The following is a 15,669-nucleotide window of genomic DNA, read 5'->3' as shown; positions in this document are numbered from 1 at the left end:
TGCGCGGCCGTGTCTATGATGACCGCCGCCCTTCCTCACCTCTCTCATCTCTTCGGATCGAGATCACCATGAGCATTCCCACCACCCGTCTCGGCCGCACGGGCCTGACCGTGTCGCGCCTGGCGCTCGGCACCATGACCTTCGGCCTGCAGACCGACGAGGCCGTGTCGCACCGCATTCTCGACAAGGCCGCCGAGGGCGGCATCAACTTTCTGGACACGGCCGACGTGTACCCGCTCGGCGGCACTGTCGAGACCACCGGCCGCACCGAAGAAATCATCGGCCGCTGGCTGCAGAAGCAGGGCCCCACGGGCCGCCGCCGCTTCGTTGTGGCGACCAAGGCGGTCGGCAAGGTCGGCCCCAACAGCTGGGACCAGGGCGCCTCGCGCAAGCACCTGCTCGACGCCATCGACGCCTCGCTCAAGCGGCTGCAGACCGACCACGTCGACCTGTACCAGCTGCACAGCGACGACCGCGCAACGCCCCTCGAAGAAAGCCTGGAGGCGCTCGACGTCATCGTCAAATCGGGCCGCGCGCGCTACATCGGCGTGTCCAACTTCCTGGCCTACCGGCTGGCCCGCGCTCTCGGCAAGGCCGAACTGCACAAGCTCACGCGCTATGTTTCGGTGCAGCCGCGCTACAGCCTGCTGTTCCGCGAAATCGAACGCGAGCTGCTGCCGCTCGCGGACGAAGAGGGCCTGGGCGTGATTCCCTACAACCCGCTGGCCGGCGGCCTGCTCACCGGCAAATACAAGCCCGGCGCCACGCCCGAGGAAAACACGCGCTTCACGCTGGGCACCGCCGGCGGCATGTACCAAGACCGCTACTGGAACGAGCGCAGCTTCAACACCGTGACGCAGCTGCACAAGCTTGCCGACGAAGCCGGCGTGCCGCTGGCCACGCTGGCGGTGGCGTGGGTGATGGCCAATCCGCTCATCACCGCGCCGCTGCTCGGCGCCAGCCGGCCCGAACAGCTCGACGCCACGTTGGCCGCTGCCGAATACAAGCTGGACCCGGCCCTGAAGCAGAAGCTCGACGAGCTCACGGCCGAATACCGCAAGGGCGACGCGCCCCGCTAGGCCCCGAAGTAGTGAACCCCAAGCTCGCGCTGCCGCCATGGCACAGCTGATGTCGCTGCTGGTGCAGAACGCGATCGCGATCGTCTTCGCGGCGAGCTTTGCCGCGCGCCTGGGCTTGCCGGTGCCCGCGGCCGCGGTGCTGGTGGTGTCGGGCGCGCTGCTGGCAGCCGGCAACGTTTCGGTGGTGGGCGTGGTGCTGGCAGCGGTGGTGGCCAACCTGCTCGGCGACGGCGCCTGGTTCTATGCCGGGCGCCGCTTCGGCTACCGCTTCATGCGCCTGTTGTGCCGCATCTCGCTGTCGCCCGACTCATGCGTGCGCCGCGGCGAATCGCTCATCGGCCGGTGGGGCGGCCTCTCGCTGGTGGCCGCCAAGTTCGTGCCGGGGGTCTCGGTGGTGGCGCCGCCGATGGCCGGCGCGCTGGGCATGTCGGTATGGCGCTTCATCGGCTTCGACATTGGCGCCGCGCTCCTCTGGACCGGCGTTTTCCTCGGGCTCGGCTGGGCTTTTCGCGACCAGATCCAGGAGGTGCTGGCCATGCTCGCGCAGGCCGGCGGCATCGCGACCCTGGCGCTGGCGGTGGTGCTGGCCGTGATGCTGGCGGTGCGCTACTGGCGCCGCCGCGCGTTCATGCGGCTCACCGGCATGCCGCGCATCACGGTGGAGGAACTGCACGAACTGCTGGCGGGCGAAGTGCCGCCGCTGGTGATCGACGTGCGCGGCGAGGCGGGCGTGCAGGTCGACCCGCGCCGCATTCCCGGTGCGCTGTCGTACACGCTCAAGGCGCTGCAGCAGCGCCATGCGGAACTGCCGCTCGTCGGTGGGCGCGACGTGGTTCTTTACTGCAACTGCCCCAACGAGGTGTCGGCGGCCCAGGCCGCGCGCGTGCTGCTGGCCCGCGGTGCGCGGCGGGCCCTGCCGCTCACCGGCGGGCTCGACGCCTGGGTGGCCTCGGGCCGCCCCACCAGCCTGCACTGATCAGTCAGCCCAGCCGCGTCATCGGGCAGGACAGGACCAATCGCTCATCGAGCGGCGAATGGCGCCAGCCGGGCAGGGCGCGCTTCCGGTAGGCCTCCAGCGACTGGTAGCCCTGAACGCTCCAGCCATAGGTGCTGATCTGCTCCGCCTCGATCACCTCGTAGCGGCACTGGCGGTTGCGTGCCTCGAGGCGAAAGGCAATGCGGCCGTGATCCCTGGCAAGGTCTTTCTCCAGAACGCGGTAGCGGGCAGGTTTGCAAATGCTGAAGCTCGAATTCCATTCGATGGTCTTTGTTCGCACGTAGAGCCCGCCCGAACAGGCACGCCCCGTTCCGCTGAACACCCCCGTGAACGGTGCTTCGGCCATGGCTGTGCCCATACCTGCCCAGACGAGAAAGGCCAGTACGGCAGCGCTGCCCATCTGCATGAATGATCTCCGGTGTGCGTCCCTGTGCCTTCGCGATCTTAAGGTTCGGGGCCTCGCCCCGGTGGTAGTCTTCTTCCCCGATGAACCTCCGCACCAAGATCGTCGCGCTGGCTGTTGCACCGCTGCTCATTGCGCTGGTGCTGGTGGCCCTGGCGGTGCGCCACCAGGAGCATGACCTGGCGCGGCGCGAACGCGCCCTCATCGAAAAAAGCTACATGGAACAGCGGCGCAGCGAACTGCGCAGCTATGTCGACCTGGCCGTGAGCATCGTGCGGCCGCTGTACGACGCGGGCCGGGACGACGAGGAAACCCGCAACGAAGCCCTGCGCCGCCTTGCCGCGCTCGACTACGGCGACGACGGCTACTTCTTCGTCTATGACATGCAGGGCCGCTCCCTCATGCATTCGCGCCAGCCCGACCTCGTGGGCAAGAACCTCTGGGACATGCGCGACTCCCGCGGCCGCTTCACCATACAAGACCTGATTGCGGGCGCGCGCACAGGCGGCGGCTATGTCGAGTACGAATGGCGCAAGCCCTCCAGCGAGCAGATGGCGCCCAAGCTCGGCTACGTCACGGCGCTGCCGCGCTGGAACTGGATGGTCGGCACCGGCCTGTACCTCGACGACATCGAAACCACCATGCAGGCGCTGGACCGTCAGATGAGCGCCAACGTCACCACCACGCTGCTCTGGATTGCCGGCATTGCCGCGCTGTGCCTGGGCGTGGTGAGCGCCACCGGCCTGCTGCTCAACCTCAGCGAGCACCGCGTGGCCGAGGCCAAGCTGCGGCTGCTCGCGCGGCGCGTGGTGCAGTCGCAGGAAGAAGAGCGCGGCCACCTCGCGCGCGAACTGCACGACGGCACCAGCCAGACGCTGGTGTCCGCCAAGCTGCTCATCGAATCCGCGGTGGAGGCGCTCGACCGCGAACGCCAGACCGCACCCCCCGCACTCGGCAAGGCCCTGCAACGGCTCAACGATTCGCTGCTCGAGGTGCGCCGTATTTCGCACCGCCTGCGGCCGGCTTTGCTCGACACGCTAGGCCTGCCCGCCGCGCTCCAACGCCTGGGCGACGAGTTTGCCGAAGAGGGCGGCATCGATGCGTCGATCATGATCGAGGGCGAAGCCTTCGAACTCTCGCAAGAGGCCAAGACCGCGCTCTTCCGCGTCACGCAAGAGGCACTGACCAATGTGCGCAAGCATGCAACGGCGCACCGTGTGCACATTGCACTGGGCTTCTCCGACGAAGAAGGCGTGCGGCTCGAGATTGGCGACGACGGCACGGGCTTCGACGTAGACGCCATGCAGCTCGACCCGCGCCGCGGCATCGGCCTGCGCAACATGCGCGAACGCATGGAGTCGATCGGCGGACGCCTCAGCGTGCAGTCCGGCGATGGCGGAACCACCATCGTGGCCGAAGTGCCGACCCGCAGCGCCAAGCCTGAATAGCCAGATGACAAGAAAAGACGCCGCCGCCCCCGCCATCCGCCTCTTTCTGGTCGACGACCACCCGCTGGTGCGCGACGGCCTGCGCGCACGGCTCGGCTCCATGCCCAACCTCGAAATCGTCGGCGAGGCAGGCAGCGCGGCCGAGGCCCTTGCGCTCGTCGAACAGCTGCGCCCCGACTTGCTGTTGATGGATGTCGGGATGAAAGACATGAACGGCATCGACCTGGCCGCGCTGGTGCTGCAACGCGAGCCCGCGCCGCACGTGGTGATGCTCAGCATGTACGACAACCCCGAGTACGTGCAAAAGGCCCTGCAAGTGGGGGCGCGCGGCTACGTGCTGAAAGACGCGCCCGCCGCCGAGATCGTTGCCGCCATCGAAGCCGTGTCAGGTGGCGGCACCTTCCTGAGCCCAGCCGTGTCGAAAAAACTGTTTCGCAACCAGGCGCCAAGGCCGCTGCTTACGCCGCGCGAGAGCGAAATACTCACTGCGCTAGGCAGGGGTGAATCGAGCAAGCAGATTGCACGGGACTTGGGGCTTAGCGTTCGGACTGTGGAGGCGCATCGGCAGAGCATTAAGCGGCGGTTGGGGATTGAGGGGCAGGCGGAGTTGATCAAGTATGCGGTGGAGCATGCGCGGGAGTTTGGGGGCGGGTGAGCTGCACGGCTCTTTAGTTTGTGCTGACTGAGTGCATCGAATCTGCTTGGGAACAAGTTGGAGTAGTTGAACTCATTGCTGTGGTGCTGCTACGGCGGCGGCGAGGAATGGTGGCGATCCGCGGCCGATGCAGCCGGGGGGGGGGCTGATACATAGGGGTTTGTACTACTTTGTTACTTTATTTAACGTTATGCGTCATACTGTAAAAAGTGTCGAGGATTGGAGGCGGCCCACCGCCTGCTGCATACAAAAAGCCTAGGAGCGAAATATGAAGAAGGCAGCGTTTTTGATCCCTGTTGCTACGGCAGTCGCATCGCTTGGTACCACAGCGGTCGCGGCATTTGCACCGGCCTCTCCACAGTCGTCTGGGCCAAGAGGCGCAGCGCTCGCAGATCCAGTTAAGCCACTTGTTCTGCAGTACACGCGTGGTAATGAGCAGCACTTGATGTTGATGCAGCGAGACTCATCGGGAGTCGTCATGGCCTACCATCAATCGCACTCATCGCATTCCAGCCACGCCTCGCACGCGTCACATCGCTCTTCAGCGTACTGATCGAGAGCTAAGAGCGACCTCTTCTCGCTGCGGCTATTGAGCTAAGACGATAGGCACGCTTGCGGCGCGGGGGGCGAGCAGCCTGTTGCGCTGGCAGTCCCTTTCTTGGCCTTTGTTAATTCAAAAGGCTGTCCGGTTGTTTGGGCATAGCGACGTCTGTGACCATCGACCACGGCGAGACAGTTATTGAGGCTGCGAATGACAATAACCCTGACCTTCGACTCCGGCATCTACAGCGAGCTGGCCATCGAAAAGGCGTGCTATAGGTTAAACGATCGCCTTTCCTTCGACATCAAGGCTGACCAGGGAAGTCTGATCGTCGCAATAGAAAGTAGGCGACGCGACAGCAGCGATACGGCGATGGATCTTGCTGTGCAGGATTTTCGCGCCGAGGTACTCGATCAGAACCTGCGCGAGAAGATCAAAGTCGAAACTGCTCCAGTTCGAAACCTGATCTTGGCGCACGCGTTCTCTCGGACTGGTCTCATCGACGATGAGCGCGCATGACCAAGTTCCAGCCGATCACTTTTTACGGGGCCGATGCTAGACGAGCTAAGCATCGCACTCCCCCTATTGGCTACCGACTAATGCCGTTCAGGTTCTCAGAGTTGGATCGCGAGCGCTTCGTCTTAAGTAATCTGGCTGGAGAATATTTGGTTCTACCGAAGAGCGACGTTTACGCATTCTCAGAACACCGCCTAGAAGACTCGACCAACGCGTATGTGGATCTGCGAGCACACCACTTTCTGACAGACGCCAACACCGACATTGCTGGTGAACTGCTCGCAATCAAGGTCAGGACGCGATTTGCCCGCTTGGCGAACTTCACGGCCTTGCACATTTTTGTGGTGACCCTGCGTTGTGAGCATTCCTGTCCTTACTGCCAAGTCTCTCGGCAGTCAGAAGACAGTGACGCCTTTGACATGACGATTGAGCAGGCGGACGCAGCGATAGACCTAGCTCTTCGCTCTCCGTCGGAAACGATCAAGATCGAATTTCAAGGCGGCGAGCCGCTGCTGAATTTTCCACTAGTCAAACACATCGTCTTCGAGGCTAAACGCAAGGCGGCTGGCAGAAAAAAACTCGGCTTCGTGATCGCAACCAACCTAGCTGTTGTCACGGACGAGATCTTGGACTTTTGCCGGGAGGAGGATGTCCAAATTTCGACATCTCTTGACGGTCCCGAAGATCTTCACAACAAGAACCGGCCACGCGTAGGAAAAGACAGTCATCAAAGAACGATCAGCGGCATCCAGCGCGCGCGCGATGCTTTGGGCAAGCAGAATGTCTCCGCGTTAATGACAACAACAGAGGCTAGCCTCAGCCAAGTCAAACAGATAGTCGATGAGTACCTAGCGCATGATTTCAACGGCATCTTTCTCAGGCCGCTGTCGCCCTATGGCTTTGCGATCAAGACGAAGTCTTATCGGGCTTACGGAGTTGAGCGCTGGCTGGATTTTTACAAGGAGGGCTTGGGCTACATCATTGATCTCAACCGGCAGGGGATCGCATTCCGAGAGTTTTACGCAGCGACAGTCCTGAAGAAAATGCTGACTTTTGATGATCCAGGCTATGTAGATCTAATGAGTCCTGCAGGCGCAGGTTTGGGTGCCATTGTCTATAACTACGATGGCGTGGTATTTGCCTCGGACGAGGCGCGGATGCTGGCGGAAATGGGCGATGATAAGTTCCGCCTCGGTCACGTGCTCAAGAATTCCTTCGAGGAGATCTTCCTTAACGAGACGTTGTTGCAGGCACTTGAGGACAGTTTCAGCTACAGCGTACCTATGTGCACCGACTGCGCCTTCGAGCCGTATTGTGGCGCAGACCCTGTCCATCATTGGGGACTTCATAAAGACTTTGTGGGCCGCAAGACTGAGTCGGAGTTCTGCAAGCGAAATATGTCGATCTTCAAGCACCTCATCTCGCTCATGGAATCGGACGAATATGTGAAGCGACTTTTCACTTCCTGGGCTCAATGAGAAAGGCATGCTGTGCTGAAACTTCGTGGAAGGGTAAAAGCTCGAAGAAAAACCCTCGATGAACCTCTGCTCTTGACGGTCACCCTGCGAAGAGGCTTACCGGAACGCCTTCGTTCCAAGTATGCCTTGTTGTGTCGGAACGACCTCTCTGGAGTTGACGGTTTTGGAGTGGTCCTTGTTCGCGATCGAGTAAGTGACGAGGAACTGGAAGCTACTACAGCCAGCGATGTCTATGAGATAGACGAAGAGTACGCGTATCTGAACGAGGGCGACATCGTCCGTTTGAATCCCACTCAAGACGCATTAAGTGTGCTCTTCCGTGTCGATTCTCCCAACAACACCATTCTGTTGACCGAGCAGTGCAATCACTATTGCCTTATGTGCTCCCAGCCGCCTAAGAGCGCGGACGATTTTTGGATCATGGATGAGGTGCTTGAATTGATTCGGATGATTCCGATGAATACCCGATCCCTGGGATTTTCAGGGGGCGAACCCACGCTCTATGGCGATCGCTTCATTGGGCTTGTGCAACATGTCAAGAATCATCTACCTCACACTCATGTTGACATTCTTTCGAACGGCCGAGCTTTCGTTGATAGGGCATTCGCCGATGCACTAGGAAAAGTCAATCACCCGAGTTTGACTCTCGGAATACCACTGTATTCAGACGATCCGGTTCGGCACGACTATGTTGTTCAATCTTCAGGAGCCTTTGATGAAACAGTTCGGGGAATCCTTAACCTGCGTCAAGCGAATGTTGACATTGAAATACGTATCGTTGTTCATCGTGAGACTTTGCCCCGGCTCATACAGACGTGTCGCTACATTGCCCGCAACCTGATCTTTGTGAAACATGTAGCTCTGATGGGACTCGAGATCACCGGCTTCACACGAGCTAATCTCGACAAGCTTTGGGTCGACCCCCATGAATACCGCGACACGCTTTCGACTGCCGCGGCTATCCTGACAGCCTATGGGATCACCACATCTATCTATAACCACCAGCTTTGCTTGGTGAACCCTGACGTATACAGCATCTACCGGAAATCCATCTCTGACTGGAAGAACGAATTTCTTCCCGAATGCTCAGGGTGCGAGCGGAAATCTGAGTGCGGGGGATTTTTCTCTTCTTCGGTGCAGCATCGTCATAGTGATCACATCCAGCCGATGCTAAACAAGGAATCCGTTGTTCTCGGCTAAGCGAAAAAGCACAACTGAACCTTTTCTATAGTGAGATTGATGAAGAAGAGAGCGATGGGCAATACCGCGCTTCAAATGAAAGGGCGTAATCCACGATGAAAGTCAGCGTGCTGACTGCAGAGCAGGCGACTCACACTCTTCTGCAACTTCTCAGAGACTGCGTTCGGTTTGATGTCGCAGTGGCTTGGGCGGGCTCCAACCCGGTAGCCGACGCCATGCTGAAGATGCACCCGAAGCTTGGGAAAGTAGTCATCGGGACTCACATGTATCAAACTGATCCTGCGGTCCTGCGCGCCTTCATGCCACGGAAGGGCGCCCGTTGCCTGCCGCCGAGCGGTCGTCTATTCCATCCGAAGGTCTATCTGTTCGAGACAGCTATGAATCGGACAGCCGTAGTGGGAAGTCACAATCTGACAGCTGGGGCTTTTGGTGGAAAAAATATCGAGGTCAGCACGCTGCTGGAAGGTAAAGCGGAGGACGAGGCCCTTATCGATTTGAAGTCATTCATTGAGTCGACCTGGCATTCAGCCGAAGCAATCGATGAGGATACCTTTCTGTTTGCATACGAAACCCAGTACCGGATAAACAAGGCCAAGCGCAGCGCATTAGATAAGTTCTATCGACTAAAGAAACCTAGGATCGGTGCGAAGTCATCGCCAATGACTCTCACATGGAAGGAGTTTGTTGAGGGAGTGAAAAATGATGTACATCACAGTCTCGAGGGGCGACTAGCAATCCTTGAGCGAGCCACTACCCTCTTTCTGGAGCATAGATCGCTCGCAGTGATGTCGAGGTTTGAGCGCAAGGCCATCGCCGGTACGTATGGAGAGAGGGAACCACAACTTGACGACCTCGAGTGGCCTTGGTTCGGGACCATGTTTGGGCAGGGAGATTTCAAAAACCTGATCAACGAGTCCCCGAAATTGCTATCCGCAGCGCTAGACCACATTCCAGCGGAGGGCGAGATACTTGAAGAGCAGTTCGACGGTTTTGCGCATGATTTTTCCCTCGCCTTTCAAGGGAAATCACACAAGGGCGGCGTTCCAACGGCGTCGCGACTACTGGCGATGAAGCGACCGGATTTTTTCATTGGCGTGAACGACGCAAATCGCACTGGAATCTGCTCAGCTTTTGGGAATGCACCTACGACCTTGGCTCTTGAGAACTATTGGGAGCGAATCGTCATTCCTATGCAAAATAGCCCGTGGTGGTTGTGCGCGCGGCCAAGGGCGCAATTGGAAGGGCGAATCTGGGACAACCGTGCTGCACTACTTGATAGCATCTACTACGACCCGACCGCTAAGAGGAAATCAAAAAAGAAGCTCTAGAGGCCGAAATGCCAGACCTCCCTCACAGCCCCGCCGCCGACCGCAACAAACAGCCCATCCTCGATGCCTTAAACCGCATCCTCGGCGAGCGCGGCAACGCCCTGGAGATCGCATCCGGCACAGGCCAGCACGCCGCCTGGTTCGCAGCAGCAATGCCTCAATGGACCTGGCAGCCCACCGATGCAGACGCGCGAATGCTCCCCGCACTCGTAAGCCGAGTCGCAGAAGCCGCACTGCCCAATCTCCGCCCACCGCTCCTGCTCGACGTGATGGCGCCTCAATGGCCATCGCAGGGCCCCGTGTTCGCTCAAAAGGAAGAAGAAAAACAAAAGAAGTTCGACGCGATCTACTGCGCCAACATGCTGCACATCGCGCCGTGGGCTACATGCGCCGCGCTGATGCAAGGGGCCGCGCAGCATCTGCTTCCTGGTGGGTTGCTGATCACCTACGGGCCTTACTTCGAAGAAGAAGCCCCACCGGCGCCGAGCAACCTGGCGTTCGACGAAGACTTGCGTGCCCGGGATCCTTCCTGGGGCATTCGCCGCCTGGAAGACGTGGTGGCAGAGGCACGCCGGTCAGGCCTCGCGTTGCGAGAGCGGCATGCAATGCCCGCGAACAACTTGCTGTTGGTCTTTGGTTTCTAAAGTCGAGAGCCGGTCGACGGCCCCTTCGTGGCGAGGCGGCAATTCGTGCGTGTCATTTTCGAAGCCACTCTGGAAGAATGTCTCCCATCGCCCGGCAACTGACTTCGTCCACCGCGGAAACTTCCATCCATGACCGATCTCTCCACTCCCCCTCGCGTCGCTGTCGTCACCGGCGGCGCGCGCGGCATCGGCCTCGCCATCGGCCGCTGGTTCCTCGCGCACGGCTACAACGTCGCGCTGCTCGACATCGATGCACCCACGCTCGATCTGGCGGTGGCCGATCTGGCCGAGCCCGAGAGGGTGCTTGGCGTGCACTGCGACGTCTCGAATCCGTCGCAGGTCGCGAGCGCCGCAAAGGCCGTGGTCGAGCGCTTCGGGCATGTCGATGCGCTGGTCAACAACGCCGGCGTGGCGGTGTTCAAGCCGGTGCTTCAAACCTCGTTCGAAGAATGGCGCACGGTGCTGGGCACGAACCTCGACGGCGCATTCTTGTGCACGCAGGCGTTCGGCGCACTCATGGCCGAGCGCAGGCGCGGGGCGGTGGTCAATGTCGCGTCCATCTCCGGCCTGCGCGCGAGCACGCTGCGCGTGGCCTATGGCACCAGCAAGGCGGCGCTCATCCACCTGACCAAGCAATACGCGGTCGAGTTGGGCAATGCCGGCGTGCGCGTGAACGTGATCGCGCCGGGGCCGGTGGAAACCGAAATGGCCAAGCTGGTCCACACCGTGGCGATCCGCTCCGACTACTACGACACCATTCCGCAGGGCCGCTACGGCACGCCGGAAGAGATGGCCAACACGGTGGGCTTCCTGTGCAGCGACGAGGCCAGCTTCATCAACGGCCAGGTGCTGGCCGTCGACGGCGGCTTCGATGCGGCGGGCGTGGGCTTGCCCACCTTGCGCAAGGGGCCGCCCGCGTCCTGAATACTTGCTAGTGGCTTGCTGGTGGTGTCAGCGCACGCGTGGCACCGCAGCGGTCAGCAGTGCAAGCGCCTTGTTCAGCGTCGAGGTCGCGAACCCCTGGCCTTTGGAATGCCCGATCCGCACCACGATGAGATCGTGCGACGGAATCACCAGCACAAACTGGCCTCCCGCGCCGAGCATGTAGTAGGCCGACGTTGGCGCGGCCAGCGAGCTCATGCCGTTGATCCAGAAGAAGCCGCCATAGATCGGGCGCTTGTCCGCGGCCCAGGCCGATGCAACGCTGCTCACGAAGTTGACGAAGCCTTCGGGAAGAATGCGCTCGCCGTTCCACACGCCGTCTTGCAGATAGAGGTTGCCCAAGCGAGCCCAGTCGCGTGCCGACATGAAGTCGTAGCCCTGCGTGAGAAAGTTGCCGTAGGGGTCGGTCTCGATCACCATCGAGCGGATGCCGATCTTGTCGAAGAGCGTGCGCTGCGGAAACGAGAGGTACTCCTCGCCGCGCTTCTCCACCGCCAGGCGCACCAGGTAATTGGCAAGCACGGGATCGGTGTTGCGGTAGCGGCCCACCGCGCCGGCTGGCCATTGCTGCGGGCGGGTGGCGGCGTAGTTGAAGGCGTTGATGCGGCCCGTGTAGTAGTAGATGTGATCGGGGTAGGTGCCGTTGGGGTCGAAGTCCGGATCGTCCGGCGCCTTGATGCGCAGTCCGCTCGACATTTGCAGGATGTCGGAAATCTTGATCTGCTGACGGCCATCCCCGGCACCTTGCCACTCCGGAATCGGCGCCGGCTGATCGAGCTTGTACACACCCTGCTTGATGAGCACGCCCATCATCGTGGCCACGACGCTCTTGCCCATCGACCATGATTCGAGCGGCGTCGTCGGGCCGATGCCGTTCATGTAGCGCTCGGCAATGATGCGCCCTTTGTGCGTGACCACGAAGGCTGCCGTGTAGGCCTCCGTCACGCCGAACGCGGCCTCGACGGCCTGGTTCACCTTGGCCATGTCGACTTCGGCCGGCGGCGGGTCGCCCGGCAGCACATCGCCCATCGGCCAGGCTTGGGTCGCGGGGTCGGGCAGGGTGCTCTTGACCTCGACGGGCGTGAAGAAAACATCGTCCCTGCCGGCCGGCAGCGTGACGCAGCCTTGCGAGCCAAAGTGGCGCGCGACGAGCGTCGGCCCGTTGGGAATCGAGATGCGAACCTCCTTCTTCACGCGGTCGACCACGGGCTTGCCGACGTTCTTGCGCTGCTCGTACGGCCCCACGAAGTAGCCGAGGCTTTCAGCGGCAACGTCGGGGTCGATGCCCGTGATGAACACTGCCGAGCACATCGTCTTGGCATAGCCGGAGGTGTGGTGCTCCAGCACATTGCCGGGCGGCGGCACATAGGGCGTGTTCAGTTCGAGCGCCCGTGCCCGGGCAATGAGTGCCTCGCGTTCCGGCAGCTGGGCCGTCGTAGGCGGGGGTGTTGCCGGAACACCGATGATTCCTCCGCCTCCACCCCCACCGCCGCCGCCACCACCACCGCAGGAGGCCAACAGGGCTGCCAGGCTCAGTGCTGTGGCAGTCGTGGCGAGGAAACGGCGGATCATCGAACAATGCATTGGCGGTCCTTGAAGGAAGAGCTTCGTGATGGGAGCTGCTATGGGTGTTTGCGTTGCGCAAACTTCAACACCGGCGGGATTGTGTGTGAATCCCATGCGGCCGCCTAGCTCTTTTCAAGACAGGCGCACGCGATGTAGCTCCAAGGTTCTCACCGGCGAATCCGCCGCTAGCGGCACACGTTGTACCCGCCGGTCTCCAGGTGAAAGTGGTCGCGGTGCGCGGCGTTGTAGTCGGGGCCCAGCACGCCATTGAAGAACCGGCATGCGCCACGGTGCGCATCGCGCAGAAGCAGCACCGCCGGATCGTCCACCTCGGCGGTGCTGGCAGCATCCTTTCGAGGCCAGGCCTGCAGCACCGTGATGCGGCGGCCGTTGGCCAGCGTCAGGGCTGCAACGTCGAGTGCATCGGCTGTTGCGTGCCGGCTGCGCGAAGCGCCCGGCACGGCACCGTCGCCGCGGTTCACGTTGCGGCAGGCATAGCTGCCGAGGTGCTCGATGGCCGCCACCGGCTGGCCGAAGTGCTGCATGGCGGCTGGCTGCAGCGCGTGCCTCTCCCACATGAAGAAAGACAGCGCCATCGGGCAGCTCAGCGAAGGCGCCGTGCCCAGGCGCACGCCGGCGGAGCGCAGCCTGACGGCGTTTTCGAAACCGCAGCCCGGGGCGGTGACGCGATCAGGCAGCAGGTCGTATTGCATGCCGGTTTGCGCCAGCGCGGCAAGGCAGCGCGCTGGCTCGCTGCGGGCGCGCGAAAGCTTGTGGCCGGTCAGCCAGCCGGGCGGCGCAGTCACGTCGAACGGTGCCCACGGATTGAAGCGCTCCGGAATCTTCAGCCTGCCGGTAGCGACGGCCCACGCACCCAGCAAAAGTGCAGCGAGGGCGGCGCACACAAACGCCATGCCGAGCCAGCGCTTGCGGCTTGAGGGCGTCGGCTCTGCCGGATCATCAGAAGGGTTCAAGGCGAGCGCTCCGATGCAGCGCCAAGCAGGAATGGATCGCCATGCTGAAGCTCTGCAAAAAGCAGAACGCTAAAAGGCCTGGCCTTACCCGGCTGTAGTCTGACGTGGTTTTCTGGTGTGCGGTCAGGTGCCGGCGAGCCTCGGGCCTTCTTGCTTGCCGCCGGAGAGTGCAATCGCATCCGCACCGGCCGCATACCGCAACGTCGGCGCGGGGTCGTTGGCGGCGTGCCACACCGCCTCGGCTACGTCGGTCGCGGTGGTCACAGCCGCCGGGTTTCCCAGTTCTGCGAACACACGGTGCGCCAAGGGGGCATAAGCCTCGGGAATCAAGCCCTGCATGCGTTCGGCTCCGTTGGCCGTGAATCGCGTACCCGGCCCATACCCGGGCTCGACGAGCTTTGCGCGAATGTTGAAAGCGGCGAGCTCGAACACCAGCGACTCGGTGAAACCTTCGATGGCGGTCTTGCTCGCGGTGTATGCCGCCACCAGGGGCATGGGCGCGAGGGTGACAGTCGACGTGACGTTGATGACCACGCCCGACTTCCTGAGCCGGAACTGCGGCAGCACGGCCTGGGTCATCGCCATCATGCCGAAGGTATTGGTTTCGAATATCTCGCGCACGGTGGGCATGGGCGTCGCCTCGAACGCGCCGAAGAGCCCCAGGCCGGCGTTGTTGACCAGCACGTCGATGGGCCCGGCGGCTTCGAGCGCGGCGGCAATGCTCTCGGGCCTTGTCACGTCGAGCGGCAGCACGCGCAGGCGTTGCGACAGAGGCAGGAGCTCGGCCCGCGGCGTGCGCATGGTCGCAATGACATGCCAGCCTTGCGCGTGAAAGTGGCGCGCGGTTTCCAGGCCGTAGCCAGACGAGCAGCCGGTGATCAGGACGGTCTTCATTGGGGTTCCTTTGAGATTGGTTGAAGGTGCGTCACGATATCGGCGTGGAGCAGGACTTTGAATAACCTATAGTCCTTCTTTTATTTGCAGGAGTCCGGCATGTCCGATCCGCTTGCCGATGTCGTCAAGCTGCTGCGTCCCCGCGCGGTGTACTCGAAGGTCATCAGCGGTGCGGGCTCATGGGCGGTTCGCTATTCGGCGTTCGGCGAGCCCAGCTTCTGCACCATGCTCGAAGGCGAATGCGTTCTTGCGGTAGACGGGCAAGAGCCTCTTGCCCTTGCCGCGGGCGACTTCGTGCTCATGCCGGCCACGCCTGGGTTCACCATGTCGGGCCTCGAGCCGGCGGCGCCGGTGTTTGTAGACCCCAGGCAGGCGCCCGCGCCAACGGAAGAAATTCGCCACGGCAGGCGCGAAGGCCCTCCGGACATGCGGATGCTCGGCGGCTACTTTGCCTTCGAATCGCCGGACGCCTCGTTGCTGGCTTCGCTGCTTCCAACGCTGCTGCATGTGCGGGACATCGGGCGCCTTTCGGTGCTGGTGCAGCTCGTGAGGGAAGAATCGCTCCAACAGAAACCGGGGCGGGATCTCGTCCTTGAACGCCTTGTCGAACTGCTGCTGATCGAAGCCCTGCGCTCCGCGCCCGGGAAGCTCGCGCCGCCGGGGCTGCTTCGCGGGTTGGCCGATCCGCGGTTGTCCACCGCGCTGCGGCACCTGCACGGCGATCCCGCGCAGTCGTGGACGGTGGCCGATCTTGCAAGAAAGGCCGCACTGTCGCGGTCGGCTTTTTTCGAGCGCTTCTCGCGCGCTGTGGGCCTGCCGCCCATGGAGTATCTGCTTGCCTGGCGCATGGCGCTCGCCAAAGACCTGCTGGCCCGCAGCGACGTCGGCATTGCGGAAGTTGCCGAGCGCGTGGGCTACGGCTCTGCCAGCACATTCAGCACCGCTTTCAGCCGCCATGTGGGCCAGCCGCCGGGCCGCTTTGCACGCCAGGGCTAGCGGGTGCT

The 15,669-nt window shown here is 62.0% G+C and carries 16 protein-coding genes; 12 read left to right on the top strand and 4 right to left on the bottom strand.

Features of this window, described 5'->3' with window-relative positions; translation table 11 throughout:
• Positions 1 to 68 precede the first annotated feature (68 nt).
• Complete coding sequence (locus tag ABIC94_RS06725; RefSeq protein ID WP_354372261.1) at positions 69 to 1,079, top strand: aldo/keto reductase; 1,011 nt, start codon at positions 69 to 71, stop codon at positions 1,077 to 1,079.
• Positions 1,080 to 1,116: 37 nt separating this feature from the next.
• Positions 1,117 to 2,055: a VTT domain-containing protein gene (locus ABIC94_RS06720; protein WP_354372260.1), complete on the top strand. Its 939-nt coding sequence runs from the start codon at positions 1,117 to 1,119 to the stop codon at positions 2,053 to 2,055.
• Between the two features lie 4 nt (positions 2,056 to 2,059).
• On the opposite strand, the gene ABIC94_RS06715 is transcribed toward ABIC94_RS06720, so the two are convergent.
• Positions 2,060 to 2,482, bottom strand: a complete 423-nt coding sequence (locus ABIC94_RS06715; RefSeq protein ID WP_354372259.1) for a hypothetical protein — start codon at positions 2,480 to 2,482, stop codon at positions 2,060 to 2,062.
• A gap of 80 nt (positions 2,483 to 2,562) precedes the next feature.
• Between ABIC94_RS06715 and ABIC94_RS06710 the strand changes: the two genes are divergently transcribed.
• The 9 genes from ABIC94_RS06710 to ABIC94_RS06670 all read left to right on the top strand — a co-directional run bounded on the left by ABIC94_RS06710 (position 2,563) and on the right by ABIC94_RS06670 (position 11,213).
• The gene (locus ABIC94_RS06710; RefSeq protein ID WP_354372258.1) at positions 2,563 to 3,927 is read left to right on the top strand and encodes a cache domain-containing protein; all 1,365 of its coding nucleotides are present in this window, start codon (positions 2,563 to 2,565) and stop codon (positions 3,925 to 3,927) included.
• Positions 3,928 to 3,931: 4 nt separating this feature from the next.
• On the top strand, positions 3,932 to 4,582 hold the full coding sequence (locus ABIC94_RS06705) for a response regulator transcription factor (protein ID WP_354372257.1): 651 nt from the start codon (positions 3,932 to 3,934) through the stop codon (positions 4,580 to 4,582).
• Positions 4,583 to 4,850: 268 nt separating this feature from the next.
• The gene (gene hxsA2, locus ABIC94_RS06700; protein ID WP_354372256.1) at positions 4,851 to 5,135 is read left to right on the top strand and encodes a His-Xaa-Ser repeat protein HxsA2; all 285 of its coding nucleotides are present in this window, start codon (positions 4,851 to 4,853) and stop codon (positions 5,133 to 5,135) included.
• Between the two features lie 198 nt (positions 5,136 to 5,333).
• A complete protein-coding gene (hxsD, locus tag ABIC94_RS06695; protein ID WP_354372255.1) occupies positions 5,334 to 5,642 on the top strand; it encodes a His-Xaa-Ser system protein HxsD in 309 nt (102 codons plus the stop codon).
• The gene (gene hxsB / locus ABIC94_RS06690) at positions 5,639 to 7,117 is read left to right on the top strand and encodes a His-Xaa-Ser system radical SAM maturase HxsB (protein WP_354372254.1); all 1,479 of its coding nucleotides are present in this window, start codon (positions 5,639 to 5,641) and stop codon (positions 7,115 to 7,117) included. Before hxsD ends, hxsB begins: the two co-directional genes overlap by 4 nt.
• Positions 7,118 to 7,189: 72 nt before the next feature.
• Positions 7,190 to 8,317 carry a His-Xaa-Ser system radical SAM maturase HxsC gene (hxsC, locus tag ABIC94_RS06685; protein ID WP_354372253.1) on the top strand — a complete coding sequence of 376 codons (1,128 nt, stop codon included), beginning with the start codon at positions 7,190 to 7,192 and terminating at the stop codon, positions 8,315 to 8,317.
• Between the two features lie 95 nt (positions 8,318 to 8,412).
• On the top strand, positions 8,413 to 9,645 hold the full coding sequence (locus ABIC94_RS06680) for a phospholipase D family protein (RefSeq protein WP_354372252.1): 1,233 nt from the start codon (positions 8,413 to 8,415) through the stop codon (positions 9,643 to 9,645).
• A gap of 8 nt (positions 9,646 to 9,653) precedes the next feature.
• Positions 9,654 to 10,289, top strand: coding sequence for a DUF938 domain-containing protein (locus tag ABIC94_RS06675; RefSeq protein WP_354372251.1), 636 nt, complete (start codon positions 9,654 to 9,656; stop codon positions 10,287 to 10,289).
• Positions 10,290 to 10,418: 129 nt separating this feature from the next.
• Entirely contained in the window at positions 10,419 to 11,213 is a 795-nt protein-coding gene (locus ABIC94_RS06670) for an SDR family NAD(P)-dependent oxidoreductase (RefSeq protein WP_354372250.1), read from the top strand.
• A gap of 27 nt (positions 11,214 to 11,240) precedes the next feature.
• On the opposite strand, the gene ABIC94_RS06665 is transcribed toward ABIC94_RS06670, so the two are convergent.
• The 3 genes from ABIC94_RS06665 to ABIC94_RS06655 form a co-directional block, all read right to left on the bottom strand.
• A complete protein-coding gene (locus ABIC94_RS06665) occupies positions 11,241 to 12,803 on the bottom strand; it encodes a serine hydrolase domain-containing protein (RefSeq protein WP_354372249.1) in 1,563 nt (520 codons plus the stop codon).
• A gap of 179 nt (positions 12,804 to 12,982) precedes the next feature.
• Positions 12,983 to 13,711 carry an extensin-like domain-containing protein gene (locus tag ABIC94_RS06660; protein WP_436317952.1) on the bottom strand — a complete coding sequence of 243 codons (729 nt, stop codon included), beginning with the start codon at positions 13,709 to 13,711 and terminating at the stop codon, positions 12,983 to 12,985.
• Between the two features lie 183 nt (positions 13,712 to 13,894).
• A complete protein-coding gene (locus ABIC94_RS06655; protein ID WP_354372247.1) occupies positions 13,895 to 14,665 on the bottom strand; it encodes an SDR family oxidoreductase in 771 nt (256 codons plus the stop codon).
• A 99-nt stretch (positions 14,666 to 14,764) separates the two neighbouring features.
• Between ABIC94_RS06655 and ABIC94_RS06650 the strand changes: the two genes are divergently transcribed.
• Positions 14,765 to 15,661: an AraC family transcriptional regulator gene (locus tag ABIC94_RS06650; RefSeq protein WP_354372246.1), complete on the top strand. Its 897-nt coding sequence runs from the start codon at positions 14,765 to 14,767 to the stop codon at positions 15,659 to 15,661.
• The last annotated feature ends 8 nt before the right edge of the window (positions 15,662 to 15,669 follow it).

This window comes from Variovorax paradoxus (assembly GCF_040544635.1).
Lineage (GTDB): Bacteria > Pseudomonadota > Gammaproteobacteria > Burkholderiales > Burkholderiaceae_C > Variovorax > Variovorax paradoxus_R.
The sequence above is the reverse complement of the archived record's forward strand: the minus strand, read 5'-3'. Positions and strand labels throughout refer to the sequence as shown.